Below are 24,117 nucleotides of genomic sequence, written 5' to 3'. Positions count from 1 at the left end.
GCCAGTTCAGTGCGCTCTCAAAGCGGCGGCGCGATGCTGCGAGGGCGTCTGCCCGAATGTGCGCTTGAATGTCCTCGTGAATTGCGAGGCATTTTCGAAGCCGACATCGAGCGCGATCTCGATCAGCGGCGCCTTCGACTGGGCCAGGATCGATTTTGCCCGCTCCATGCGGACGCGATTATAGGCCTTGGCGGGCGACATTCCGGTCTTCTCGATGAAGATCCTCTCCAGCTGCCGCCTTGAGAGCCCGACCATGGCGGCAAGCTTCTCGATCGGCATGCTGCCGTCGACGAACTGCTCCATGGTAATCATCGCCGCCTTCACGCGGGCGTCGTCATAATCGTCATAAAGCGGACGCCGGGGCTGAACATCCGCTGGCGTTCTGGCCTTCTCGATCTGAAGGACCTCCAGCGCGTTTCGTTCCGCATCTCGGCTGATGTATTTCCTCACCAGCAATGCTGCCATGTCGGCAGCGCTGCTGCCCCCGGCGCAGGATCCACGCTGCCGGTCGAGATTGAAGAGCCGGTCGGAGCGGACGGCAAGCTCGGGAAAGCGCTCCCGAAACTCCTTGTAATGCAACCAGCTGACACAGGATTCGTGCCGCTTCATCAGGCCCGCCGCAGCAAGGATGAACGAGCCGGTGCACACGCCGATCAGCGGCACTTTCTTCGCATCTGCCTGCCGCAGGAAGGCAATTGTCTGCTGGTCGACCGGATTTTCCACAGTCAGGAGTCCGCCGACGACCACGATGTAGTCGAATCGTGAAGGATCGACGAAATCGGAGGTCGGTGCGACCTGGACGCCGCAACTCGAGGTGATCAGATGCCGCGTGCTGCCGATCACCTGCCAGTCGGCCAGCACCCTGCCGGAACGATCCTGCTGGTCGCTGGCCAGCCTGAGCGTGTCCACGAAGAGCGCGAAAGCCGACAGCGTGAAGCACCGCGACAGAACGAACCCCACCTTGAGCCTGGCCGCCGGCTTTGCGCTATTGTCTACCAACCGATGCTGCTCAGGTCGCATATTCATTTCCTGCCCCTCAAAACGCGCTCATCGAATGCGATACCGTACGCCAGCGAGCCATGATCGTCGACGAAGATAGTGTTGTGCCAGATCACCCGCGCCAAGTCTCGATGCTCGGAAGCATGGCGGCAAAAGGTGCCAAGAATTCATGACTCTTCCCGTTCCCAAGCAAGAGGCGCTCTCCGCTATTCGGTCCATCACCATGGTCAATACCACGATAGCGACCGAGGCATTGATAGAAAGCGCGATATCGAGCGTCCTGATCGCGTCGTAGATCGCTTCTCGGAACTCGCCCGAAGCCACAATGCCAGCGATAATTGCCATTTCGAAAGCCATCATCGCGTTCTGGTTGATACTCGCAATGACGCTGGGCAGCACAACGGGAAAGCGGATAGAGAACATTTTGCCGGCGTCGTCCCGAGAGCCTCTGCCTGGTCGTAGGCGGACATGATTGATCCCGATCGCCGCGCTTGACGCCAGCGCGGGGCCTTTCTAGGCTAATGATCGGTAGCATGGTGCGGAGGCCGGCGAGGCGAACTGTCGGGCGCCGGAAGCCGCAGATCCATGTGGCGGAGCGGAGCCGTCGTGGACGATCTATCGTCCAATGCCCGGTCGGGGAGCGCCGGCACACCGCCGCTCCCCGGAAAGTTCAGGCGGCGAGAGCGCCGCTCTTCTTGGCGGTCCAGGTTGCGATGTAGTCCATCAGGGCGGGCGAAAGGCAATCATAGGGCTCCAGGCCTGACGCCTTCAGCTGCGCCCTGACGGCGTCCATCTTTGAAGGATCGAAGCCGCTTTCGATGATCGACGACACGAAGGCCGCAAAGGTCGGCTTTGCCCAACCGCCTTCCTCGAAGCGCTCCGGATGGACGAAGGACAATCCCTGGAAGGGATGCTCGCGCTCGACGGGGCCGTATATATGCACCCCGCATTCCCTGCAGGCGTGCCGCTGGATCAAGGCGGCGGAATCGACGACCGCAAGCTTATCGCCGTTTTCCAGCACCTCGATGCTTTCGGTCGGCGCCACAGCCACGACCGAGAAGACGGCACCTTTCGGCTTCCAGCACTTGGTGCAGCCGCAGACGTGGTTGTGGGCGATGTCACCCTTGATCCTTACCTTAACTGGATTGCTCGCGCAGTTGCACACAAGCGTTCCGCCTGCGAAAGCAGCGTCAGTCGCTCCAAAGCCTGAATCCACTGCCGGATGTATGGCTATGCTGGTCATTGCTTCTCTCCTTCCCTCCCTGGCCGTTTGCGTTATGCCCGGCCGAGCTCTGCAATTACCTTTCCAGCCTCTGCGCGTGCCAGCGCAGATGGTCCTCCATGAATGTGGAAATGAACAAGTAGGAATGGCCGTAGCCTTCCTGCATGCGAAGCCTGAGGTTGATATCAGCCGCCTCGCAGGCTTGTCTCAGCTCGTCGGGGCGCAATCCATCCTCGAGGAAGCTGTCAGCCGTTCCCTGGTCGACGAGCAGTTCCGGGAAACGATGTCCGTCCTCGATCAGCGAGCAGGCGTCATAGGCCCGCCAGGTCTTTTCATCGGCGCCGAGATATTTCCGGAAGGCCGGCTTCGACCAGCCGGAAACCGAGGGATGGCTGATCGGTGCGAAGGCCGAGCAGCTGCCGAAGCGGTCCGGGTTCTTGAGCGCGATCGTGATTGCGCCATGTCCGCCCATCGAGTGACCGAAAATTCCCTGGCGGTCCATGTCGGCCGGAAATTCCGCAGCAAGAAGCTGCGGCAGCTCGTCGACGATATAGCTGTACATGCGATAATTGGCCGAATAGGGCGGCTGGGTAGCGTCGACGTAAAATCCAGCGCCCTTGCCGAACTGCCAGTTGTCGGCCTCGTCGGGAACGTGGTCACCGCGCGGGCTGGTATCCGGGCAGACGATGATGAGACCGAGTTCGGCGGCAAGCCGCCGATACTCGCCCTTGTCCATGACATTGGCATGCGTGCATGTCAGGCCGGACAGATACCATAGAACCGGCAGATTGCCCGCGGCGGCCTGTGGCGGCACGAACACCGCGAATGTCATGTCGCAATCGCAGGCCTCGGAGCGTTCGAGATAGACGCCCTGCGTGCCGCCGTGAGACTTGTCGGTCGCGATCGTCTTCATTCTCAGTACACCACCACGCCGCGGATGCTTTCACCCTTGTGCATCAGCTCGAAGCCCTTGTTGATGTCTTCGAGCGGCATGGTGTGGGTGATCATAGGATTGATCTGGATCTTACCCTGCATGTACCAGTCGACGATCTTCGGCACGTCGGTGCGGCCGCGGGCGCCGCCGAAGGCCGTGCCCATCCAGTTGCGGCCGGTCACCAGCTGGAACGGCCGCGTTGAGATTTCCTGGCCGGCGCCGGCAACGCCGATGATGACCGACTTGCCCCAGCCGCGATGGCAGGCCTCCAGCGCCTGGCGCATGACCTTGGTGTTGCCGGTGCAGTCGAAGGTGTAGTCGGCGCCGCCGATCAGGTCACCATTGCGCTTGGTCATGTTGACCAGATAGGGAACGATGTCGTCGCCGACCTCATTCGGATTGACGAAATGCGTCATGCCGAACTTCTCGCCCCAGGCCTTGCGGTCCGGGTTGATATCGACGCCGACGATCATGTCGGCGCCGGCAAGGCGCAGGCCCTGCAGGACGTTCAAACCGATGCCGCCGAGCCCGAAGACGATCGCCGTCGATCCGACCTCGACCTTGGCCGTATTGATGACGGCGCCGATGCCGGTGGTGACGCCGCAGCCGATGTAGCAGACCTTGTCGAAGGGCGCGTCCGGGTTGATCTTGGCAAGCGCGATCTCCGGCAGCACCGTGTAATTGGCAAAGGTCGAGCAGCCCATATAGTGATGGATCTTGTCCTTGCCGATCGAGAAGCGCGAGGTGCCGTCCGGCATGAGGCCCTGACCCTGAGTGGCGCGGATCGCGGTGCACAGATTGGTCTTGCGGGACGTGCAGGAATAACATTCGCGGCATTCCGGCGTATAGAGCGGAATGACGTGGTCGCCCTTCTTGACCGAGGTCACACCCGGGCCGACATCGACGACGATGCCGGCGCCCTCATGGCCGAGGATGGCCGGAAACAGCCCCTCAGGATCGGCGCCCGACAAGGTGAAATCGTCGGTGTGGCAGATGCCGGTCGCCTTGACCTCCACCAGCACTTCGCCGGCCTTCGGGCCATCGAGCTGCACGGTCATCACTTCAAGCGGTTTTCCGGCCTGAACGGCTACGGCGGCGCGAACGTCCATTTGATAATCCTTCCCTATTAAATTCAATTTTAGCGTTAGATATGCAGATACAGCCGAGAGATCGGAACGATTTGATTCGGCCTCCCTCTCGATCACCCCGGCTCGACCTGACACCAGACCGCAAGAAGCGGCTGGGCCGTACATCTTATCGCGAAGGATTGCCCCGCATCGTTCGCGAAGACTGTTCCGGTCGCGGCGGAAAACCATTGGGAATCGCCAAGGCAGATTTCCGCCGGCGAAAGCAAGATGAAGGCGCGCGGCTGCGTCTGAACATGATCGGGAAAGCGGGTGTAGCGATCCATATAAATCACGCCCACCCGGAGATCGGCCCGCTCCTCCAGGCCGCCCGGCCCGACCAGGACCGCATGGGAGTGCGTGTTGCCGAAATTCAGGCTTGCAAAGGGGCCGGTCCGGCCGCGTCTCCAGAGCAGCTTGTCGGCGAGACTCTCGAACTGGCCGGCGATCGCCTCATATTTCAGTCCGGATTTTGCCAGATGGCCGATGGCGTCATCCAGCCCTTCGGGCACACCGGGAAGAGGGCCGCCCTCCGGCCGCACCTTGCCTGTCTTGAGCAGCCTCTGCAGCACCTTGCCCGCAACGAAACTGGCAACGGCGGGAGCCTCCGGCGACAGCATCAGCCCGCCGATATCGTTTAGGAATTCCTGCAGCGGCCGAGGTCGCCTTTCCCGTCCGATGTCGTGCAGCCTGACATAGGCCGGCTTTTCCTCATCGTTCAGGAGAAGGTCGGCACCAGGTCTGATCGGACGTCCCACCACACGCACCACGTTTGGTCTCCCCAGTCAGAGCGCCTTTTGCAATTCCGGCAGTGCCTCGAAGAGATCGGCGACGAGGCCGTAGTCGGCGACCTGGAAGATCGGCGCCTCCTCGTCCTTGTTGATGGCGACGATCACCTTACTATCCTTCATGCCGGCAAGGTGCTGGATGGCGCCTGATATGCCGCAGGCGATATAGAGATCGGGCGCCACCACCTTGCCGGTCTGGCCGACCTGCCAGTCGTTCGGGGCATAACCGGCATCGACCGCGGCACGGCTGGCGCCGACGGCGGCACCGAGCTTGTCGGCAACCGGCAGGATGACTTCCTTGAACTTCTCGGCCGAGCCGAGCGCCCGGCCGCCGGAGATGATGACCTTCGCCGAGGTCAGTTCCGGACGTTCCGAGGCCGACAGCGCATCGGAAACGAACCGCGACAGACCCGGATCGGAGACAGCCGGGATCGCCTCGACCGAGGCAGAACCGCTTGCCTGCGCCGAGGCGAAGGAGGCGGTGCGCACGGTGATCACCTTTTTGGCATCGCTTGCCTGCACCGTCTGAATGGCGTTGCCGGCATAGATCGGCCGCTTGAAGGTGTCGGGGCTGACGACCTCGACGATCTCCGAGATCTGGGCGACATCGAGGAGGGCTGCCACCCGCGGCAGCACCGTCTTGCCGACCGAGGTGGCGGCCGAGACGATCGTGTCATAGGAACCGGCGAGCGAGACGATCAGGTCGGCAAGCGGTTCGGCGAGATTGTTGGCGAGCGCATCGCTTTCGGCCAGCAGCACCTTGGAGACGCCGGAGAGTTTTGCCGCCTCATCGGCGGCAGCCTCGGCAGCCTTGCCGGCAACGAGAACATGCACATCCGAGCCGATCTGGGAGGCTGCCGTCAGCGCCTTGGCGGTCTGGTCGGAGAGGTGATTGCCGTCATGGTCGGCCAGAAGAAGAATGGTCATGATAGTTGCTCCTGTTCCTGCCCGATTACAGCACGCCGGCTTCGTTCTTCAGCTTGTCGACGAGTTCGGCGACCGACTTGACCTTGACGCCGGCCTTGCGGCCAGACGGCTCCTCGGTCTTCAGCACCTTCAGCCGCGGCGTCGTGTCGACGCCGAAATCGGCCGGAACCTTCTTCTCCAGGGGCTTCTTCTTCGCCTTCATGATGTTCGGCAGCGAGGCATAACGCGGCTCGTTCAGTCTGAGGTCGGTGGTGACGACCGCCGGCAGCTTGATCTCGATCGTCTGCAGGCCGCCATCGACCTCGCGGGTCACGGTCGCTTTGTCGTCACCGATCTCGATCTTCGAGGCGAAGGTCGCCTGGGCGGTGCCCAGCAATGCCGCCAGCATCTGGCCGGTCTGGTTCGAATCGTCGTCGATCGCCTGCTTGCCTGTTATAACAAGCCCCGGCTGTTCGGCTTCGGCCACCCCTTTGAGGATCTTGGCCACAGTGAGCGGCTCGACGGCGTCGTCGGTCTCGATGAGGATCGCCCGGTCGGCGCCCATGGCGAGCGCCGTCCGCAGCGTCTCCTCGGCCTTGGCCGGGCCGATCGACACCACCACCACTTCCTCCGCCTTGCCGGCCTCCTTCAGCCGCAGCGCCTCTTCCACCGAGATCTCGTCGAACGGGTTCATCGACATCTTCACATTGGCAAGCTCGACACCCGTGCCGTCCGGCTTCACGCGGATCTTCACGTTGTAGTCGACAACCCGCTTGACGGGCACGAGAATCTTCATTTGCAAATCCCCTTTGTTATTCCGAATGCTGGCCCTTACCGCGCCGAACGTTTTTCTGCGCGTCTCACGCTACTGGTGCGGCCGTTCGGCAAGCAACGCCCAGAAGGCGAAGAGCGGCGTATGGACCGACCTCATGGCATGTTTGATCCCTGGGATATTATAGAAGGATCCGCCAATGCCCGGCGAAAACCAGTCCCCCTCCCCCTGCTTGAACTCCCCCTCGGACAGTACGAGATAGACTTCCTCGGGCGCATGATCATGATCCGGATAGCGCACATGCGGCGCCATCAACGTCACGCCGAACCAGAGGTCACTCCGCTCCTCCAATCCGCCGGGGCCGGTGATCATCGCATTGGCATGCCCATCGACGAAATTGTCGCTGGCCGAGCGGTCATACTTGGTGCGCCGACGCCATTCAAGCATCGGCTCGATGCCTTTGAACGTCTCGATCATCTGCGCCAACGAAGCATAGGACGTATCGACCGCGAGCGCCATATCGAGATGAGCGCAGACGGGCAACCGGCTTCCGTCTCCCACGCGCGCAGTCCCCGGACGCTCCAGCGCCGCGAAAAACTGCCCGACCGAGCGGCGGGCTTCTGGAGCGTTGGCGAACTGGCCGAAAGCGACCGAAGCAGCTTCCAGGAAATGCTGGAGGCTTTCGTTACGCAAACTCATATTATTCCCTCCCGATCTGCCGACCGGCGGCCTCTCTTGCAATCATATGTCCTTCGCGATGCGCAGACCGTCATAGACAGCGGCGTGCGTGTTGCGGGCAGCGACAGCGTCGCCGATCCGGAACAGCTGGAACTTGCCCTCGGGATTGCGGATGACGGATTGCGGTTTCCCCGCGAGAAGTTGATCGTGCGACATCTCGCCGAGATTGCTGGATCTGGGCTTCAGCTCGAAATAAAGTTCGTCGAGGGGGATGGTCCCGTGATTGACGACGATCTGATCGTAGTTTTGCTGCCGCGCAATCCCGCCGTAATCGCTGCCGACATGGGCGACGAGCTGGTTGCCGCTTTTTTCGGCGGCTTCCAGGCGGTAGGTGACGGTGAAGGTCACGTCATGCTTCTGGAGTGAGCGCATATAGGGCACCAGGTTCATTGCCATGACTTCGGGTGCGAAGGAACGGTCGGGCGTCATAATCTCGACCTTGGCGCCCGCCTTGGCGATGAACTCCGCCGCCTGAAGGCCGGCATGGTCGCCGGCGTCGTCGAAAATCAGGACGTTGGTTCCGGGCTTCACGTCGCCAGAGATGATGTCCCAGGAGGAAACCACCAACTCGTTGCCGCTCGAGAGAACCTCGGTATGCGGCAGGCCGCCCGTCGCGATAATGACGACATCGGGCTTCTCCGCCTCGATCGTGTCCGCTTCCGCCCAGGTGTTGAAGTGGAAGGTGACATCATATTTCTCGCACTGACTCATGCGCCAGTCGATGATGCTGATCATTTCCCTGCGGCGTTCGCTTTGAGCTGTAAGGCGGATCTGACCGCCCGGGTTGTTCGCCGCTTCGAAAACGACCACCTCGTGGCCGCGCTCTCCCGCAACGCGCGCCGCCTCCAGCCCGGCAGGGCCGGCGCCAACAATGACGACCTTCTTCCTTACGTCGGCCTTTGCCACGATATGCGGCATTGTCAGCTCGCGGCCGGTGGCAGCGTTATGGATGCAATAGGCGGCTCCGCCCTGATAGATGCGGTCGAGACAGTAGTTGGCGCCGACGCAGGGACGAATGTCTTCCTCCCGCTTTTCAATGATCTTGCGAACAATATGCGGGTCGGTCATGTGGGCACGGGTCATGCCGACCATATCGACCTTGCCGGAAGCGATCGCGTGGCGCGCGGTGGCGACGTCGGGAATCTTCGCCGCATGGAAGGTCGGAAACTGGGTCGCGGCACGGATCTCACCGGCAAAATCGAGGTGCGGGGAGTTGGCCATGCCTTGTATGGGGATGACGTCGGTCAGGCCAGGATCCGTGTCGATGTGGCCGCGAATGACGTTCAGATAATCGATGAGACCGCTATCGCGCAGCCGCTTGGAGATCTCCATGCCTTCGGCCCGCCCGTTGCCGCCGGGCAGACATTCGTCCGCAGTATAGCGCACGCCGAGAATGAACTCTTCCCCCACCCTTTCGCGTATTGCCCCAAACACATCGAGGCAGAAGCGCATGCGGTTTTCGAGCGCCCCGCCGTAGGGGCCTTCGAGCTCATTGGTCAACGGAGATGCGAACTGGTCGATCAGGTGACCATAGGCCTCCAGCTCGATCCCATCCATACCGCCCGCTTTCATCCGCTCGGCCGCGTCGGCGAAATCCTTGATGATGCGCTCGATGTCCCAATCTTCAATCTTCTTCGGGAAGGCGCGGTGGGAAGCTTCCCGGTGATGCGACGGGGCCAAGACCGGCAGCCAGTCGCCCTTGTCCCAGCGCGTACGCCGACCGAGATGGGTAAGCTGGATCATGATCGCCGCACCCTCCTCATGCACAGCGTCCGTCATTTCCCTGATCCAGGGGACGATCTCGTCCTTATAGGCCAGCAGGTTGTTGAAGACCGGCGGGCTGTCCCGCGAAACCGCGGCCGAGCCCGCCGTCATCGTCAAGGCAACCCCGCCTTTTGCGCGCTCCACCGTATAGGAGCGATATTTCCCCTTCGGCATGCCGTCTTCCGGATAGGCCGGCTCGTGAGCGGTCACGATGATACGGTTGCGCAGCGTGAGGTGCTTGAGCTGGTAAGGCTGAAGGAGGGGATCATTCGACATGGGCCGCGGTTCCGGATTAAAAACGTTGAAGCAGACGCTAAGCTCAATGTACATATGTGTCAACGCGGAAAACAGTGGAGTCGTATATTTCGACAGCGATGTACATTTTTCTTGTACGCCGCTCCATAATTTGATAGGGGATAGTCTATGGACCAGGCTCTAAACGACACCGGTTGGCGCGGATCACAGGAAGGTTGGCTGGAAGCAGCCTACCAATCGCTGCTGGAATCCGGCGTAGATTCTGTGAAAATTCTGCCGCTCGCAAAGAAGCTCAATCTCTCGCGAACGAGCTTCTACTGGTTCTTCAAGGACCGGGAGGAACTGTTGAGCGCACTGGTGGCGCGGTGGCGCGAGAAAAACACCGGCAATATCGTCAAGCAGGCCGAAGCCTATGCGGAGTCGCTGGCCGAAGCGATGCTCAACGTCTTCGATTGCTGGTTGAACACCGATCTCTTCGACGCCAAGTTCGAGTTTGCCGTTCGCAGCTGGGCGCTGCAGTCGGACGAACTTCTGGCCGAGGTCCAGCAGGCCGATCAGATCCGGTTGGAGGCGCTCAAACGCATGTTTATGCGGTTCGGGGTACCAGAAACGACATCGGATGTCAGAGCGCGGACAACTTATCTCGTTCAGATCGGCTATATTTCCATGCAGTCGAAGGAGGATATCGCCGTCCGCATGAAACGGATTCCGGAATATATCGCGATCTACACGGGCGAAGTGCCGCAGCAGAGGGAGCTTGATCGCTTCTTCGCCCGGCATGGCTATCGGCCCGGTTGAAGGAAACCCAGATGAGCGTTTCCCTGAGGATTGGTATTATAGGCGGCGGCGGCTGGCTCGGCGGGGCGATTGCCGGATCGATCCTCGATTCCGGCCTGGTGAATCCTGAAAATCTCGGCCTCTCCTATCGAAACGAACAGCCGCGACGTTTCCCGAACTCCTTCTGGACCACCGACAACCAGGCGCTTGCCGATCGCTCGGATGTGATCCTTCTCTCCGTCCGCCCCGATGACTGGCGTCCGCTCGAGGTGGATGCTTCCGGCAGGCTCGTGATTTCGGTCATGGCCGGCATTCGCTTGGCAGCCCTTTCGGAGCGCCACAAGACCGGCCGCGTTGTCCGCGCGCTGCCGAATGCCGCTGCCGAAGTGGGGAAATCCTACACACCCTGGATCGGCGCGAACGATGTCACGAGAGATGACCGGTCCGTCGTCCGGGCGATCTTCGAGACCTGCGGAATTGAGGACGAGGTCGCAAGCGAAAGCGACATCGATTATCTCACGGGCCTTTCCGGCTCCGGGCCGGCATTCCCGGCAATGCTTGCCGCGGCCATGATGCGCGACGCTGTCGCCCGGGGCCTGCCGGCCGAGGTTGCGCGCCGCGCCGTCAACACGGTGATATCAGGCGCCGGCCGGCTGCTAGAGCGCGGCAACGAATGTCCCGACGACGTCGTTCAAACCTTTCTCGACTATCGCGGCACCACCGCGGCAGCCATCGAAGGCATGCGCACCGCCGGGTTCGACGCGGCGGTGGCAGAAGGATTATCATCAGCATTCAAGAAATCGGTGAGTATGGGAGCTGCTTCCTGACGACCGTCGAGGGCGGGTACTGCGGCACCCCGCCTAGCCAGATCAGCCGCTAAATAGAGGGAACGAGAATGAAGAAACTACTTGCATCGACATGTTTGACGTTCGGCCTGATCGGCGGCGCGTCCTTCGCCGGCGCCGCCGAATGCGGCAGCGTCACCATCGCCAGCATGAACTGGCAGAGCGCCGAAGTTCTCTCGAACCTGGACAAATTCATCTTGAACGAAGGTTACGGTTGCAGCGCCGATATCACCGTTGGCGACACTGTTCCGACGATCACCTCCATGGCCGAAAAGGGACAGCCCGATATCGCGCCCGAAGCATGGATCGACTTGCTGCCCGACGTGGTCAAGAAGGGAACGGATGAAGGCCGCATCGTTCAGGTCGGCTCGCCCCTGCCGGACGGCGGCGTGCAGGGCTGGTGGATTCCCAAATATCTTGCCGACGCCCATCCCGACATCAAGACCATTGGCGACGTGCTGAAGCATCCGGAACTCTTCCCCGATCCCGAAGATCCGAAGAAGGGCGCCATCTTCAACGGGCCACAGGGCTGGGGCGGCACCGTGGTGACCACGCAGCTCTTCAAGGCGTTTGAGGCAGAGAAGGCGGGCTTTACCCTCGTCGATACCGGTTCGGCCGCTGGGCTCGATGGTTCGATCTCCAAAGCCTACGAACGCAAGGAAGGCTGGGTCGGTTATTACTGGGCTCCGACGGCACTACTCGGCAAGTATGAGATGGTCAAGCTCGAAGCCGGCGTGCCGAACGACGCTGCCGAATGGAAGCGTTGCAACACCGTCGCCGATTGCCCTGATCCGAAGCCGAATGCATGGCCGGTCGACAAGATCGTGACCCTGGTCGCCAAGCCCTTCTCGGAGAAGGCCGGCCCCGAAGTCATGGACTATCTGGCGAAACGCTCCTGGTCCAACGAAACGGTCAACAAGCTGATGGCATGGATGACTGACAATCAGGCGACCGGCGAAGACGGCGCCAAGCACTTCCTTGAAGAAAACAAGGACATCTGGACCAAGTGGGTCTCGCCCGAGGCGGCCAAGAAGATCGAAGCTGCGCTCTAACATTGACTACCGCGGTGCGCGAGAGCGCACCGCCTCTCGCTGCCGATAAAATCAAAAAGACTGCCACGGCTCTTTGAAGAAAAAGGGGATCCGAATGGAATGGTTTTATAAATTCCCGCACATGAACGACGACGCGCTTCGAAATCTGAAGAAAGCGATCGACGACGGTTTTCGTGCCTTCACGCGCAGCTATGGCGAGAGCATCGAAAACCTCTTCGTTCCGCTTCAGCATTTCCTCATCGCCGCTGAGCGCTTCATGACACAGACGCCGTGGCCGATCATCACCTTGATCATCCTCGTCATTGCCTGGTTTGCGAGCCGCAGCCTGAAGATCGTTCTCGGCTGTCTGGTTACTCTGCTGCTGATCGGCTATTTCGATATGTGGGACGATACCATGCGGACGGTCTCGATGATCTTTGTCTGCACAGTGCTCTCCATCGCCATCGGCATTCCCATCGGCATTCTGATGGCCCGCTCCGACCGGCTGCAGCGTGTCGTCAACCCGATCCTCGACGTCATGCAGACGATGCCAAGCTTCGTCTATCTCATTCCTGTCGTCATGCTCTTGGGTATCGGCAAGGTGCCAGGCCTGATCGCCGTCGTCATCTACGCCATTCCGCCGATGATCCGGCTCACCGATCTCGGGATCCGTCTGGTCGACAAGGATGTGCTCGAAGCTGCCGATGCCTTTGGGACGTCGCGATCGCAGAAGCTCTTCAAGGTCCAGCTGCCGCTGGCGCTTCCCACCATCATGGCCGGCATCAACCAGACGATCATGATGGCGCTCGCCATGGTGGTCATCGCTTCGATGATCGGCGTCCAGGGTCTTGGCCAGCCGGTGCTGAAAGCGATCGCCAACCAGTACTTCACGCTGGGCATTTTCAACGGGCTTGCCATCGTCGGCATCGCCATCATCTTCGACCGGGTCAGCCAGGCATATGGCAAGAGGCTCCAGAAGCATCGGGAGACTGTCCATGGCTGAGCATCGTTTCGGCGGCATCAAGATCCGCAATCTCTACAAGATCTTCGGCCCCAACCCGGCCGCCCATGTCGGAGCGGTGCAGAAAGGCCTGACGAAAGCCGAACTCAACGAAAAGTACGGTCATGTGCTGGGCTTGCGGGATATCAATATCGAGATCCCCTCCGGCCGCATCCAGGTCATCATGGGCCTTTCCGGATCGGGCAAGTCGACCCTCATCAGGCACATCAACCGGCTGATCGATCCAACCGCCGGCGAAGTGCTGGTCGACGGCGTCGATGTCGTCAAGATGAACGAGACCGAATTGCGGACATTCCGCCGGCAGCAGACCGCCATGGTGTTTCAGAAGTTCGCGCTTCTGCCGCATCGCAACGTTCTCGACAACACCATGTTCGGCCTTGAAGTGCAGGGCATGGAGCGGGCAAAAGCGGTCGACGTCGCCATGCGCTGGCTGGAGCGGGTTGGCCTGAAAGGGTTCGAGCAGAGATATCCCAACCAGCTTTCCGGCGGCATGCAGCAGCGCGTCGGCCTGGCGCGGGCGCTCTCCAACGACGCCCCGGTTCTATTGATGGACGAAGCCTATTCGGCTCTGGACCCCTTGATCCGCACGGACATGCAGACGGTCCTTCTCGACATTCAGAAGGAGATCAAGAAGACCATCGTCTTCATAACCCACGATCTCGACGAAGCTTTGCGCCTGGGCGACCAGATTGCAATCCTGCGCGACGGCGAAGTCATCCAGCAGGGCACCAGCCAGGACATCGTGCTGCGCCCTGCGGACGACTACATCGCCAACTTCGTCAAGGAGGTTAACCGAGGCCGGGTCGTTCATGTCGAAGCCATCATGACACCTCTGCACTCCGCCGCGGCAGCGGGCGGGTTGACGATCGCAGCGGGCACGACGGTCGAAGAGGCCGTCCGGATGCTGGCTTCGACGCCGGACGATAATGCCAGGGTGGTTTCCCCGTCGGGGGAAACATTGGGGCTTGTTACCTTCCGCCAGCTCGCCGGCGCAATGGTGAACTCGCAGGAGGTGGCTCCCCAGCGCGACAGCGCCCTTTCGGTCGCGCTCTGAAGGTCCACGTACGCCTCTCGGTTGCCCGGCGACAATGACGGTCGGCACGTCACCACGCACTGCAACGGGCAAGCCGACTGCCTGAGGGACCACCATGTCGAAGCTTTTTCCGCGTCTGATTTCGCTCGTCAGTGTGCGCGGGCGCAGCTTGGGCAACAGGATCGTCTTCGGAGCGCATAGCACAAACTTGGCCAAGAACGGCGTGCCGGGTGACGAACACGTCACGCCGACGCGCCATCGGCGGCGCCGGGATGATCGTGGTCTGAGTCGATGCCGGCCCATTTCGCCGCCATACTGACCCACCGAATTTTTCGTCCCGGTGACGACAGCGTGGTCCCTCATTTCCGGCCGGCGACTCGGATTGGAGCTTTGATCCCGTGCCTTAAAAAGAAGGGCAGATAGCGCCAAGCCTATACGTTTTGCGCAGGACTAGTCCAGACTGCGTCACGAAAAGCCGATTGGCCGACAATATCGGCGCCCGACAATTGCTCCATCGCTACGGAATACTAAAGTAGACCCGATCGGAGCCATGATGGCTACGGTCCGGAAGCCCCCTCCATCACTCACCCCAAAATGGTGGAAGGGGATTACATCCATACGCACCCCATCCCGTGCGTATGCCAACTGCCTGTCAGCCTGCCGAAGGCTATCTCGAGCGGTCCACTTTAGAACCTTCGGCAGGCGACTTTTGGCTAGCGCACCCGAACGCGCCATTTGCCCACGCTGGCTCAACGTTTCATCACCGGACTACCATCAAAGCGGCGGCTCCGCGACCTTGCCGAGTGCTGCCGCTTCTGTCAGTTCCTGCCGGCCAAGATCCGCCAGTTCATAGGCCACACTGTGGCTCGGCCTGAACCTGCTTGCTCCAACCAGCGATGCCGACACCCGCATCACCTGAAACCTGCCCGTTTCGCTGACGCTTAATGCGCCTTGGCCTCTTATTCGCTAATATACAGCCAAGCCTCGTTCATCCTGCCCTTCATCGGGTCCTGAAAGGCGCGAGAAGAAAGATGAATCGCCGACGCCCAACCCAAAAAGAAGGACGCACTCATCTGATGGCGATGCCGGCGGGGCGTCATGCCTTATCCGCCGCCAGCGGAAATAGCGAGGGACAGCATGACGGAAAACAGCGCCCAGCCATTCTCCTTCCGATTCCATGGTTCGTCCTTCGACAACATGGTGGAAACTCTCGGCGGCGCTTTCGGGGCGTTTGATGCCGAGCCGGTCGGCCGCGCGAAGGACTTCCATTGGGGATTGAATTTTTCAGTGGCGGAGAGTGCCGTCCTGCTGACGGGCTATCACGAGGCGGAGTTCCAATTCAACATCGAGCCGACTGTCAGCACGGCGGAGTATCTGTCGCTCGTCGTGCCGCGTCGCGGCGGCATGGGAGTCACTTATGGCGCGCGCAAGGCCGAGGCCGGCCAAGGCAAACTGCTTCTCTACAACAATTTCGAACCCGACAGCGTTCTCATGCATGGGGAAGGCAACGTCATCGACGAACTGCTGATCAACTGGCCCGTTATCCTCCAGACCATCGGTCAGACTTTCGAAATGCCGTTCAGCGGCTCGCTCGACCTTTTGCCGGAACTGGATCTGTCGTCGCCGGCGGGCCGTACGATAGGCAACCTCACGGAAACGATCATATCAGGGATGCGCGACGACGGCCCTTTGCTGCAGTCCCCGATCGCCATGGCGCATATGACGCAGGCGCTGGCCGAACTTGTCGTGCGTATGGTGCCGCACCGGCTGTCGCATTTCCTGGAAAAGGGGCCGGCCCTGATTGCGCCGAGACATGTGCGCAGGGCGATCGAATTCATGCAGGCCAATATCGATAAGCCGATCACCATGCCAAAGGTGGCCGAAGCGGCCGGCGTCTCCAGCAGAGCACTCGAAACCGGTTTCCGAGCGTTCAAGGGGACATCCCCCGCCGCCTACCTGCTGACGCTTCGTCTGCGTGCGGCGCGCCGCGATCTGCTCGATCCCGAGTGCACGAAGACGATGAAGGCCATCTGTCTGAAATGGGGTTTCTTTCATTTCGGCCGCTTTTCAGCGGTCTACAAGACAACATATGGCGAATACCCGTCCGAGACGAGAAAGCGCGCGAGCCGCGGGTAACCAGCATCTGACGCGCCTCGCGATCTTCCCCTTTCGCTCTTTGCGCCCTCTGTGTTTTAGAGCGCGGCCAGCCTGTAGTGCACGCGCATGGTCCGCGGATCCCGTCTGACGATTTCAAGCTTATCATCCCGAACTGTCAGGGCGCTGAGTTCCCGCAACACAAGGGCATGCGCGATCCCCAGCATGCGCGCAAAGGTGCGGCTGTCGAATGCGATCCCGAGCTCGGCAGCAACGAGCAGACCGGCCTGTATGGAGGTCAGTTCGCTGTCCCTGTCTTGCGCCGAAGCGACAAGGCCAAGAAACCTGTCGGCGCCGGAAGGCTCTTTCCTCACGCGGCGTCTCGTCTGCGTAAGGAAACCATGATCGATTTCGAGGTCGGCGTATCGCTTTCCTCGCCGGCGCTGCCGAGCGGCACGAGCACGTTCAATTCCGGGTAATAACCGGCAATGCTGCCCCGCGGAATGTCATAGGGCACGAAGCGGAAATCCCGCGCGACGCGCTCGATGCCGTCGTCGTGCTCGCCGATCACGTCGACGCAGTCACCGGCTTCGGCATTCATCGCCTTCAGATCCGCCGGATGAATGAAGATGACCTGCCGCTCTCCGTAGACACCGCGATATCGGTCATCCAGACCATAGACCGTCGTATTGTATTGATCGTGCGACCGGAACGTCTGCAGGGCGAAACGCCCCTCGCCCCTTCGGGCACGCTGGTGCACCGTCTCCTCTGGAAGCGGCTGGAAGGAGAATGACGCCCTGCCCGCCGGCGTCTCCCACTCCCGATGGGCAGCCGCGTTGCGCAGATGGAATCCGCGCGGCTTGCGCAGACGCGCATTGTAATTTTCAAAGCCTGGAATGGTCGCCTCGATATGATCGCGGATACGGTCGTAATCGTCGGCAAGCTCTGCCCAGTCGACCACGGAGGAGCCAACCGTCGCCTGCGCAAGGCCGGCAATGATGGCGACCTCAGAGAGGAGATGCGGCGAGGCCGGGCGGTTGATGCCGGCGGAACCATGCACCATGCTCATCGAATCTTCGACGCTGACGAGTTGGGAATTGCCGGCAGAATTCAGATCCATCTCGGTGCGGCCGAGGCAAGGCAGAATGAAGGACGCCTCGCCGGGCATCAGATGCGAATGATTGGGTTTGGTGGCGATATGCACCGTCAGCTTCAACCGCCGAAGCGCTTTCTCGACCAGCGCGCTGTCAGGCGTGGCGCGGGCAAAATTGCCGCCAAGCCCGATGAAGGCCTCGGCCGAGCCGTCGAGCATCGCCCCGATCGCCGCGAGGACATTGTGGCCATGGTCACGAGGCACGGAGAAGCGGAAATGCTTCTCCAGCGCATAGAGGAAATTCTCGGACGGTTTTTCGTTGATGCCGACGGTTCGGTCGCCTTGCACGTTGGAATGACCGCGAACCGGGCAAAGGCCGGCGCCAGGCTTGCCAATATTGCCGCGCAGGAACATGAAGTTGGCGATCTCCCGGATCGTCGCCACCGAATGCAGGTGCTGGGTCACACCCATCGCCCAGGTGCAGATGACCCGTTCGGCCCTGATATAGACATCGGCCGCCTGTTCGATGTCCCGTCGGCTCAGTCCCGATTGGTCTTCGATGTCAGCCCAGGCCGTCGCCTCGACCGCTGCCCGGTATTCTGCAAAACCCGTGCAATGTTCGGCCAGGAACGCATGGTCGAGAACCGGCTGCAGACCGGCCGCAACCGCAGCGTCTTCCGCGGCCAGCACCGCCTTTGCCATTCCACGCACAGCAGCCATGTCGCCGCCGAGCTGCGGTTGCAGATAAAGACTGGCAATGTCGGTCGAGCCGCCACGCAGCATCTCGATCTTGTCCTGCGGATCGGAGAAGCGCTCCAGTCCGCGCTCGCGGAAGGGATTGAGGACGACGATTCGCGCCCCGCGCATTGCCGCCCGGCGCAGGTCGCCAAGCATTCGCGGATGGTTGGTACCGGGGTTCTGCCCGATCACGAAGATCGCGTCGGCCTCTTCGAAATCCTCCAGCAGCACAGTGCCCTTGCCGACACCGATCGCCTGACGCATGCCGATGCCGCTCGCCTCGTGGCACATGTTGGAGCAATCGGGAAAATTATTGGTGCCGTAGATCCGCACGAACAACTGATAGAGGAAGGCAGCCTCGTTGCTGGCGCGGCCGGACGTGTAGAACTCCGCCCGATTGGGATTATCGAGGCCCTTCAAAATGCTGCCGATCTCGGCAAAAGCATCCTCCCACGCCACCGGCAGGTAACGGTCGCTCGCAGCATCGTAACGCATCGGATGGGTGAGGCGGCCATTGAGTTCCAGTTCGTAATCCGACAACTTGCGAAGCTCGGAGACCGTCCTCGCCGCGAAGAAGGCAGGGGTCGCCCGCTTTTCCGTGGCCTCCCAGGCGACGGCCTTCACGCCGTTTTCACAAAATTCGAACGAAGATCCGTGTTCCGGATCGCCCCAGGCGCAGCCCGGGCAATCGAAGCCGTCCGGCTGGTTCGCCTTCAGCATCGCCCGCGCCCCGGAGATGGGCATGCCGCTTTGCAGCAATTGCTTGCCGCAGCTTTTCAGAGCGCCCCAGCCGCCGGCTGCCGCCGATTTCTTCCCAATGAATTTTGTGTCCATGCGCCCTGTATTGTCGAACTGCGATAAACATCAAGGGCGTGCGCTCCATGGCTCGATAGAAGAATCCTATCGACAGAGTGAGGCCCTGTCGGGATTCGAGTCTAACCGGTTTCCTTCATGGCATGCCCGTTCTCGCGGGAGTGTGCCAGGATGCGGTTGCGGCCTTGCGTCTTGGCCTCGTAGAGCGCGGCATCGGCCTCGGCCAGCAGACGGCTCGGGCTGGTCCGCAGGGTCGCGCCTGTCGCGCAGGATATGCCGATACTGGCGGTGACCCGGCCAAACTCGCTGCCGGAATGAATGATATTCTCCTGGGCCAGGCGACGCGCGAATTGCTCGGCAACGATCATCGCCCCCCTGGCGCTGGTGTCGGGAAGGAACACGGCGAATTCCTCCCCGCCGTAACGCGCGACGATGTCCGCCGGCCGGCTGACAGACTGGCGCAGACACTTGCTGACGACGCGCAGGCACTGGTCGCCGGCGGGATGGCCATAGGTATCGTTATAGGCTTTGAAGCGGTCGATATCGACCATCAACAGGCTGAAAGGCGTATTTTTCCTGGCGCTGCCCGCAGTCTCACGGGCGAAGGCTTCGTCGAAAGCGCGGCGATTGACGATCCCGGTAAGCCCGTCAGTCTCGGCGAGATTCTTCAACTGCTCCGCCGACAGCCTGAGCGCGATTTCCGCCTGCTTCGTCGCCGTAATATCCGAGACGACGGCCATCGCCGTGCCGTCTCCTGCAATCCTTGTGCGGATGCTGCGCCAATCGCCGTTGTGAAGCTGGACCTCCTCATCCTTATTGCTGTGCAGAGTCGCGCTGGCGGTCTTGATCCACTCTTCCGGATCACCCTCTGCGATGGCCGGCCGCTCGCCGGTTTCGACGACGCGGCGCAAGATATCACTGATGTGCGCGCCGACCACGCGGGCGTCTCCGGAGAGCGGAAAAGCGTCACGGTACTGATCATTGCAAAAGAGAAGAAAGCCTTTGCTGTCGTACATGGCGATGCCGTCGGACATGTTCGCCATTGCATGCGACAGCAGATTCTTGCTTTCGCGCAACTCCCGCTCCAGCGCTGTGCGCTCGGTCACATCACGAGTTACGCCTGCAAGACCAATGATCCTTCCCTGCTTGTCCCTGAGCGGCACCTTGGAAGCGAGCAGGAAACGGCCTCCGATCCGCTCATTGGAGTCGATCAGCGGCGTCCCTGTCTCCATCACCTGCTGCTCGAGATGATATAATTCTTCAGCGACCGGCTGCGACATCAGATTGAAATCCGACAATCCGGTCATCTCCGCGATCGTCCTGAAACGGAAGAGGCGCGTCATGTTTTCATTGACGGTGATGAAGCGGCTGTTCCGGTCCTTCACATAGAGATAGTCCGGCGATTGCGAAAATGCCGTCACCAGAATGCTTCTTTCGAGCTCCCATTGCTGCGTCTTGAGGAGGACGATGCCACCCAGCACGGTCGCCAGACAATTCAAGGCCGTCAAGGGAAATCCCGCTCCCGCCAATAGATGGGCAGTCACGAGTGTGGGAAGCAAGGCCATGGCTGCAATCAGTGTAGCACCAAGGGCAAGGCCAAGCAGAATAACGTCGGTGAAACCGGGAGATCTCTTGCGGGTCCAGAAATGGCCGGCCACGCCGATGCCGGTCGCGAAGGCCATGGTGATGATGCCATCGACCATCGCCGTGCCGGCGACCGCAAAGCGGAAGGCGATCGCCAGCGATGCTGCAATAGCCGCAGCAATCGGCCCCCCGAACATGCCGGCCAATGCAAGCGGTGAAAATCGCAGATCGATATAAATGCCGGGATGGAATTCGATCGAAAGCAATATGGATCCGATGGAGGCGCCGCCGGCTATGATTCCGAAAGCGATTTTCTCCTGCCGGAAGGAACGGCGCTGAAACTGGATCGAAAAGAGCGCCCAGAGCGACATCGCCAGAGACACGAAGGAAAGGTTGCCGCCAAATTGCGTCCAGATGCCATTCACCGCGTTGGGTCCACCTTCCAAACCATGTAATAAACATGTCATACGACAACACTGGTTTGGGCTTCGTTAAGTCGGTCAACTGGTTACGCAACTCACCCGGTTAATGCACCGGATATACCGCTCTTCTGCGGGATTCGGCTGGATGGGGCGCCCCTGGCCGGGACCATCGCAGACCGAGGTTTCTCACTTCAGGCTCGATTCCACCCAAGAGCGTTATTGGTTAGAATGCAGTTCCAGCACGAGCAGCAAACGAATATGGAATGCGTATCCTTGACATGAAGACGCGACATTGGGATCGCAGGGGCGACGGCGGGCTGACCTTTACCGAACTCGGGTTCGGCACCGCGCCTCTCGGCAATCTTTATCGGGCGATAACCGATGAGGAGGCGGCAGCAGTCTTGGATGCGGCCTGGCAACACGGCATCCGTTACTTCGACACTGCGCCGCTCTACGGGCTTGGCCTCGCCGAGAGGCGGGTTGGCCGCTTCCTTGCAACGAAGCAGCGTAATGACTTCGTCATCTCGACAAAAGTTGGCCGGCTCCTCAAGGTCTGCCGACCCGAACAGCGGACCGGCATCGGCAAGTTCTTCGGTACTCCAAATCGCCGAGAAGTTTTCGACTACAGCTACGATGGAGTCATGCGATCTTTCGAAGCCTCGTTCGAGCGGACCGGGCTGGACAGCTTCGATATTCTGTTCGTGCACGATCTGGATGTCTTCAATCACGGCACCCAGGCGGCCTGCGATCACTATGTCGAGCAATTCATGAACGGTGGGTATCAGGCCATGACCTCGCTACGCGACCAGGGAGTCGTGAAGGCGGTCGGTGGCGGAATAAACGAGTGGGAGAAGTGTCAGACGCTTGCCGAGCGTGGTGACTTCGACCTGTTTCTGCTTGCCGGACGCTATACTCTGCTTGAGCAGGAAGCCTTGAAATCCTTTCTTCCCCTGTGCGCCGCCCGCAACATCGGCATAGTGCTCGGCGGACCGTATAATTCCGGCATACTGGCGACGGGCCCGGTTGCCGGCGCGCAATATAATTACTCTGACGCCCCGTCACACATCCTCGACAAAGTCCGGCGAATTGAGGAAGTCTGCCTGAAATACAATGTCGCTCTCTCAGACGCGGCTCTCAACTTTCCCTTTTTTCATCCCGCTGTCGTTTCCGTCATCCCGGGTGGCCAGTCAATCGATCAGGTGGCGTCTAACGACCGCGCACGTAACCGACATATCCCTCGCGAACTGTGGGAGGACCTGAAATCTCTCTGCCTGATGCGAGATGACGCGCCCGTCTCTGAAACAGAGGGTTATGGGGGCGCTGACTTAGCTGTCTAGAAACGGCCCGATCACGCCGCTGCCGAACGCAGGCGGTGCTGTCGCTGCGTTCGCAGCCGCAAGGCCAATGGGCTCCGACCCCGTCGAGCGAAGTCACTTCCGGCCAAATTTCGGGAACCTTTTCGACCTATCTGCATCCAATGCTCGCTACCAAGGCGCGCCGCCGCCGACAGGCAGGGCGTCAAGCGAGGACACAAGGAGACAGATCATGTTCAAACGAATTCTCGGCGCAACCTTCATCGCGGCGTCGCTCGGTACGGCTTCCATCGCCGCCGATGCCAAACCGACCGACCCTCAGATCGCCCACATCGCCTATACGGCGGGGCAGATCGATATCACCGCCGCCGAGCAGGCGTTGAAGAAGAGCAAAAATCCCGAAGTCGTCGAATTCGCCAAGACCATGGAGCGCGACCACAAGGCCGTCAACGATCAGGCGCTCGCCCTCGTCAAGAAGCTGAAAGTGAAGCCTGAGGACAACGAGATCAGCCGGTCGCTCTCGACCCAGGCGAGCAAGGAACTGAAGACGCTTGACGCCCTGGACGGCGCTGCCTTCGACAAGGCTTATGTCGAAAACGAAGTTGCCTACCATAAGTCGGTCAACGATGCCCTTGCCAAGGTGCTGATCCCTTCGGCTCAGAACAAGGAGCTGAAATCGCTCCTGGAAACGGGCCTGACTCTGTTCAAGCAACACCAGGCGCATGCCGAGCATCTCGCTTCGATGATCAAGTAGGCTTGCGATGGGATCGCTGATGAAATTGCCGCCGCTGATGTTGGCGCTGCTCTGGGGAGGCAGCGGGGTCACCTCTGCGGCGGAATATCAGGTCACCATCTCCGGAATGAGGTTTGGCCAAGCGCCAGCAGATCTACATGTCGGCGATGTGATCGTCTGGCGAAACGGTGATATATTCCGGCACACGGCGACGGCTCGCGACAAGAGCTTCGACATTGATCTGCCGCCGAAATCGCAGGCGCGGACGACGGTCAGCCGGGCGGGAGCGGTCGATTTCTATTGCCGCTTTCATCCTGCCATGACGGGAAAACTGGAGGTCCGGCCGTAGGACCGGGCTCCGACTCATGCAAGCGGAGATTGCCATGACAGCCATAGCGGTTCCGATTGAGCGACGCCGGCAGCTCATATCGACGCTCCCCGACGCCGAGCTCGTGCCTCTTGCAAAGCAGGGCGATGAACCTGCCATCCGCGCCATCGTCCAGCGCCACAATCAGCGCCTGTTCCGCACCGCGCGCGCCGTCATCCGCAGCGATTGGGAAGCGGAAGACGTCGTGCAGGCCGCCTATGTCAAGGCCTTCACCAATCTCGCGACATTCCGCGGCGACGCCGAGCTTTCGACATGGCTGACGCGGATTACGCTCAACGAGGCGCTGGGCCGGGTGCGCAGCCGAAAGAACACCTCCGGGCTCGAGGAAATCAACTTGCAGACGACATCGCGAGGGGGCGAAGTCCTCCAATTCCCCTCGTCGCTCTCCGCGACAGATCCGGAAAGCGAGCTTTCGCGAAGCCAGGCGCGGCATCTCCTCGAACAGGCTGTCGACGAACTCCCGGACCAGTTTCGCGCCGTCTTCGTGCTGCGGGACGTCGAGGGCATGAGCACGGAGGAGGCCGCATCTTACCTCTGCATCAAACCCGAAACCGTGAAGACACGGCTGCACCGGGCGCGGAAGATGATGCGCCAGTCAATCGAACAAAAGCTCTCCGGCGCATTCTCGGCCCTGTTCCCCTTCGACGGCGCCCGCTGCGCCTCCATGGGAGACCGCGTCATCACAGCTCTTCGCCAGACATCGTGAAGTCCAGCAACAGCACGCGCCTGC

23 protein-coding genes and 1 pseudogene are annotated in these 24,117 nt (G+C 60.8%); 10 read left to right on the top strand and 14 right to left on the bottom strand.

The features are described from left to right. Nucleotides 1-6: 6 nt before the first annotated feature. From J2J98_RS23025 to J2J98_RS22980, 10 genes and pseudogenes are all read right to left on the bottom strand, one after another. The gene (locus J2J98_RS23025) at nt 7-1,020 is read right to left on the bottom strand and encodes a GlxA family transcriptional regulator (protein WP_207603525.1); all 1,014 of its coding nucleotides are present in this window, start codon (nt 1,018-1,020) and stop codon (nt 7-9) included. Between the two features lie 153 nt (nt 1,021-1,173). Next, a pseudogene (locus J2J98_RS30455) lies at nt 1,174-1,448 on the bottom strand (proline/glycine betaine ABC transporter permease); the annotation flags it as partial. 221 nt (nt 1,449-1,669) lie between these two features. After that, nucleotides 1,670-2,242, bottom strand: a complete 573-nt coding sequence (gene gfa / locus J2J98_RS23015; RefSeq protein ID WP_207603237.1) for an S-(hydroxymethyl)glutathione synthase — start codon at nt 2,240-2,242, stop codon at nt 1,670-1,672. A 55-nt stretch (nt 2,243-2,297) separates the two neighbouring features. After that, nucleotides 2,298-3,134: an S-formylglutathione hydrolase gene (gene fghA, locus J2J98_RS23010; RefSeq protein WP_207603236.1), complete on the bottom strand. Its 837-nt coding sequence runs from the start codon at nt 3,132-3,134 to the stop codon at nt 2,298-2,300. Between the two features lie 2 nt (nt 3,135-3,136). Beyond that, the gene (locus J2J98_RS23005; RefSeq protein WP_207603235.1) at nt 3,137-4,264 is read right to left on the bottom strand and encodes an S-(hydroxymethyl)glutathione dehydrogenase/class III alcohol dehydrogenase; all 1,128 of its coding nucleotides are present in this window, start codon (nt 4,262-4,264) and stop codon (nt 3,137-3,139) included. Between the two features lie 92 nt (nt 4,265-4,356). Beyond that, nucleotides 4,357-5,049 carry a dimethylsulfonioproprionate lyase family protein gene (locus tag J2J98_RS23000; RefSeq protein WP_207603234.1) on the bottom strand — a complete coding sequence of 231 codons (693 nt, stop codon included), beginning with the start codon at nt 5,047-5,049 and terminating at the stop codon, nt 4,357-4,359. Nucleotides 5,050-5,064: 15 nt separating this feature from the next. Then, the gene (locus J2J98_RS22995) at nt 5,065-5,994 is read right to left on the bottom strand and encodes an electron transfer flavoprotein subunit alpha/FixB family protein (protein WP_207603233.1); all 930 of its coding nucleotides are present in this window, start codon (nt 5,992-5,994) and stop codon (nt 5,065-5,067) included. Between the two features lie 25 nt (nt 5,995-6,019). Next, nucleotides 6,020-6,769: an electron transfer flavoprotein subunit beta/FixA family protein gene (locus J2J98_RS22990; protein WP_207601867.1), complete on the bottom strand. Its 750-nt coding sequence runs from the start codon at nt 6,767-6,769 to the stop codon at nt 6,020-6,022. Between the two features lie 69 nt (nt 6,770-6,838). After that, nucleotides 6,839-7,444 carry a dimethylsulfoniopropionate lyase gene (locus J2J98_RS22985; RefSeq protein ID WP_207603232.1) on the bottom strand — a complete coding sequence of 202 codons (606 nt, stop codon included), beginning with the start codon at nt 7,442-7,444 and terminating at the stop codon, nt 6,839-6,841. A gap of 42 nt (nt 7,445-7,486) precedes the next feature. Next, nucleotides 7,487-9,523, bottom strand: a complete 2,037-nt coding sequence (locus J2J98_RS22980; RefSeq protein WP_207603231.1) for an NADH:flavin oxidoreductase — start codon at nt 9,521-9,523, stop codon at nt 7,487-7,489. A gap of 147 nt (nt 9,524-9,670) precedes the next feature. On the opposite strand from J2J98_RS22980, the gene J2J98_RS22975 reads away from it, so the two are divergent. The 5 genes from J2J98_RS22975 (at nt 9,671) to J2J98_RS22955 (ending at nt 14,230) form a co-directional block, all read left to right on the top strand. Next, nucleotides 9,671-10,300, top strand: coding sequence for a TetR/AcrR family transcriptional regulator (locus tag J2J98_RS22975; protein WP_138394508.1), 630 nt, complete (start codon nt 9,671-9,673; stop codon nt 10,298-10,300). 11 nt (nt 10,301-10,311) lie between these two features. Beyond that, entirely contained in the window at nt 10,312-11,106 is a 795-nt protein-coding gene (locus J2J98_RS22970) for a pyrroline-5-carboxylate reductase family protein (RefSeq protein ID WP_138394509.1), read from the top strand. A gap of 68 nt (nt 11,107-11,174) precedes the next feature. Continuing rightward, nucleotides 11,175-12,176: an ABC transporter substrate-binding protein gene (locus J2J98_RS22965; protein ID WP_064708550.1), complete on the top strand. Its 1,002-nt coding sequence runs from the start codon at nt 11,175-11,177 to the stop codon at nt 12,174-12,176. 94 nt (nt 12,177-12,270) lie between these two features. Then, the gene (locus J2J98_RS22960) at nt 12,271-13,158 is read left to right on the top strand and encodes an ABC transporter permease (protein ID WP_064708549.1); all 888 of its coding nucleotides are present in this window, start codon (nt 12,271-12,273) and stop codon (nt 13,156-13,158) included. After that, a complete protein-coding gene (locus tag J2J98_RS22955; protein WP_064708548.1) occupies nt 13,151-14,230 on the top strand; it encodes a quaternary amine ABC transporter ATP-binding protein in 1,080 nt (359 codons plus the stop codon). The genes J2J98_RS22960 and J2J98_RS22955 overlap by 8 nt, the downstream gene beginning before the upstream one ends. Nucleotides 14,231-14,983: 753 nt before the next feature. Here the strand turns inward: J2J98_RS22955 and J2J98_RS30710 are convergent. After that, on the bottom strand, nt 14,984-15,115 hold the full coding sequence (locus J2J98_RS30710) for a hypothetical protein (protein ID WP_259663980.1): 132 nt from the start codon (nt 15,113-15,115) through the stop codon (nt 14,984-14,986). A gap of 231 nt (nt 15,116-15,346) precedes the next feature. Between J2J98_RS30710 and J2J98_RS22950 the strand changes: the two genes are divergently transcribed. Next, nucleotides 15,347-16,345: an AraC family transcriptional regulator gene (locus J2J98_RS22950; RefSeq protein WP_207603230.1), complete on the top strand. Its 999-nt coding sequence runs from the start codon at nt 15,347-15,349 to the stop codon at nt 16,343-16,345. Nucleotides 16,346-16,401: 56 nt separating this feature from the next. Here J2J98_RS22950 and J2J98_RS22945 read toward each other — a convergent pair whose 3' ends face one another. From J2J98_RS22945 to J2J98_RS22935, 3 genes are all read right to left on the bottom strand, one after another. Further along, nucleotides 16,402-16,677 (bottom strand): hypothetical protein, encoded by a 276-nt coding sequence (locus J2J98_RS22945; RefSeq protein ID WP_207603229.1) that lies wholly within the window; start codon nt 16,675-16,677, stop codon nt 16,402-16,404. Continuing rightward, nucleotides 16,674-18,968, bottom strand: a complete 2,295-nt coding sequence (locus tag J2J98_RS22940; RefSeq protein WP_207603228.1) for an FdhF/YdeP family oxidoreductase — start codon at nt 18,966-18,968, stop codon at nt 16,674-16,676. Before J2J98_RS22940 ends, J2J98_RS22945 begins: the two co-directional genes overlap by 4 nt. Nucleotides 18,969-19,069: 101 nt before the next feature. Further along, nucleotides 19,070-20,998, bottom strand: a complete 1,929-nt coding sequence (locus tag J2J98_RS22935; RefSeq protein ID WP_207603227.1) for a diguanylate cyclase — start codon at nt 20,996-20,998, stop codon at nt 19,070-19,072. 233 nt (nt 20,999-21,231) lie between these two features. On the opposite strand from J2J98_RS22935, the gene J2J98_RS22930 reads away from it, so the two are divergent. From J2J98_RS22930 to J2J98_RS22915, 4 genes are all read left to right on the top strand, one after another. Beyond that, nucleotides 21,232-22,290, top strand: a complete 1,059-nt coding sequence (locus J2J98_RS22930) for an aldo/keto reductase (RefSeq protein ID WP_207603524.1) — start codon at nt 21,232-21,234, stop codon at nt 22,288-22,290. A gap of 208 nt (nt 22,291-22,498) precedes the next feature. Beyond that, a complete protein-coding gene (locus J2J98_RS22925) occupies nt 22,499-23,020 on the top strand; it encodes a DUF4142 domain-containing protein (RefSeq protein WP_207603226.1) in 522 nt (173 codons plus the stop codon). A gap of 7 nt (nt 23,021-23,027) precedes the next feature. After that, on the top strand, nt 23,028-23,348 hold the full coding sequence (locus J2J98_RS22920; RefSeq protein ID WP_064708541.1) for a cupredoxin domain-containing protein: 321 nt from the start codon (nt 23,028-23,030) through the stop codon (nt 23,346-23,348). A 34-nt stretch (nt 23,349-23,382) separates the two neighbouring features. Next, on the top strand, nt 23,383-24,093 hold the full coding sequence (locus J2J98_RS22915) for an RNA polymerase sigma factor (RefSeq protein WP_207603225.1): 711 nt from the start codon (nt 23,383-23,385) through the stop codon (nt 24,091-24,093). Nucleotides 24,094-24,117: the final 24 nt, after the last annotated feature.

It is taken from the genome of Rhizobium bangladeshense (assembly GCF_017357245.1).
Lineage (GTDB): Bacteria > Pseudomonadota > Alphaproteobacteria > Rhizobiales > Rhizobiaceae > Rhizobium > Rhizobium bangladeshense.
Note: the sequence above shows the minus strand (reverse complement) of the source record. Positions and strands in the feature narration are given on the sequence as shown.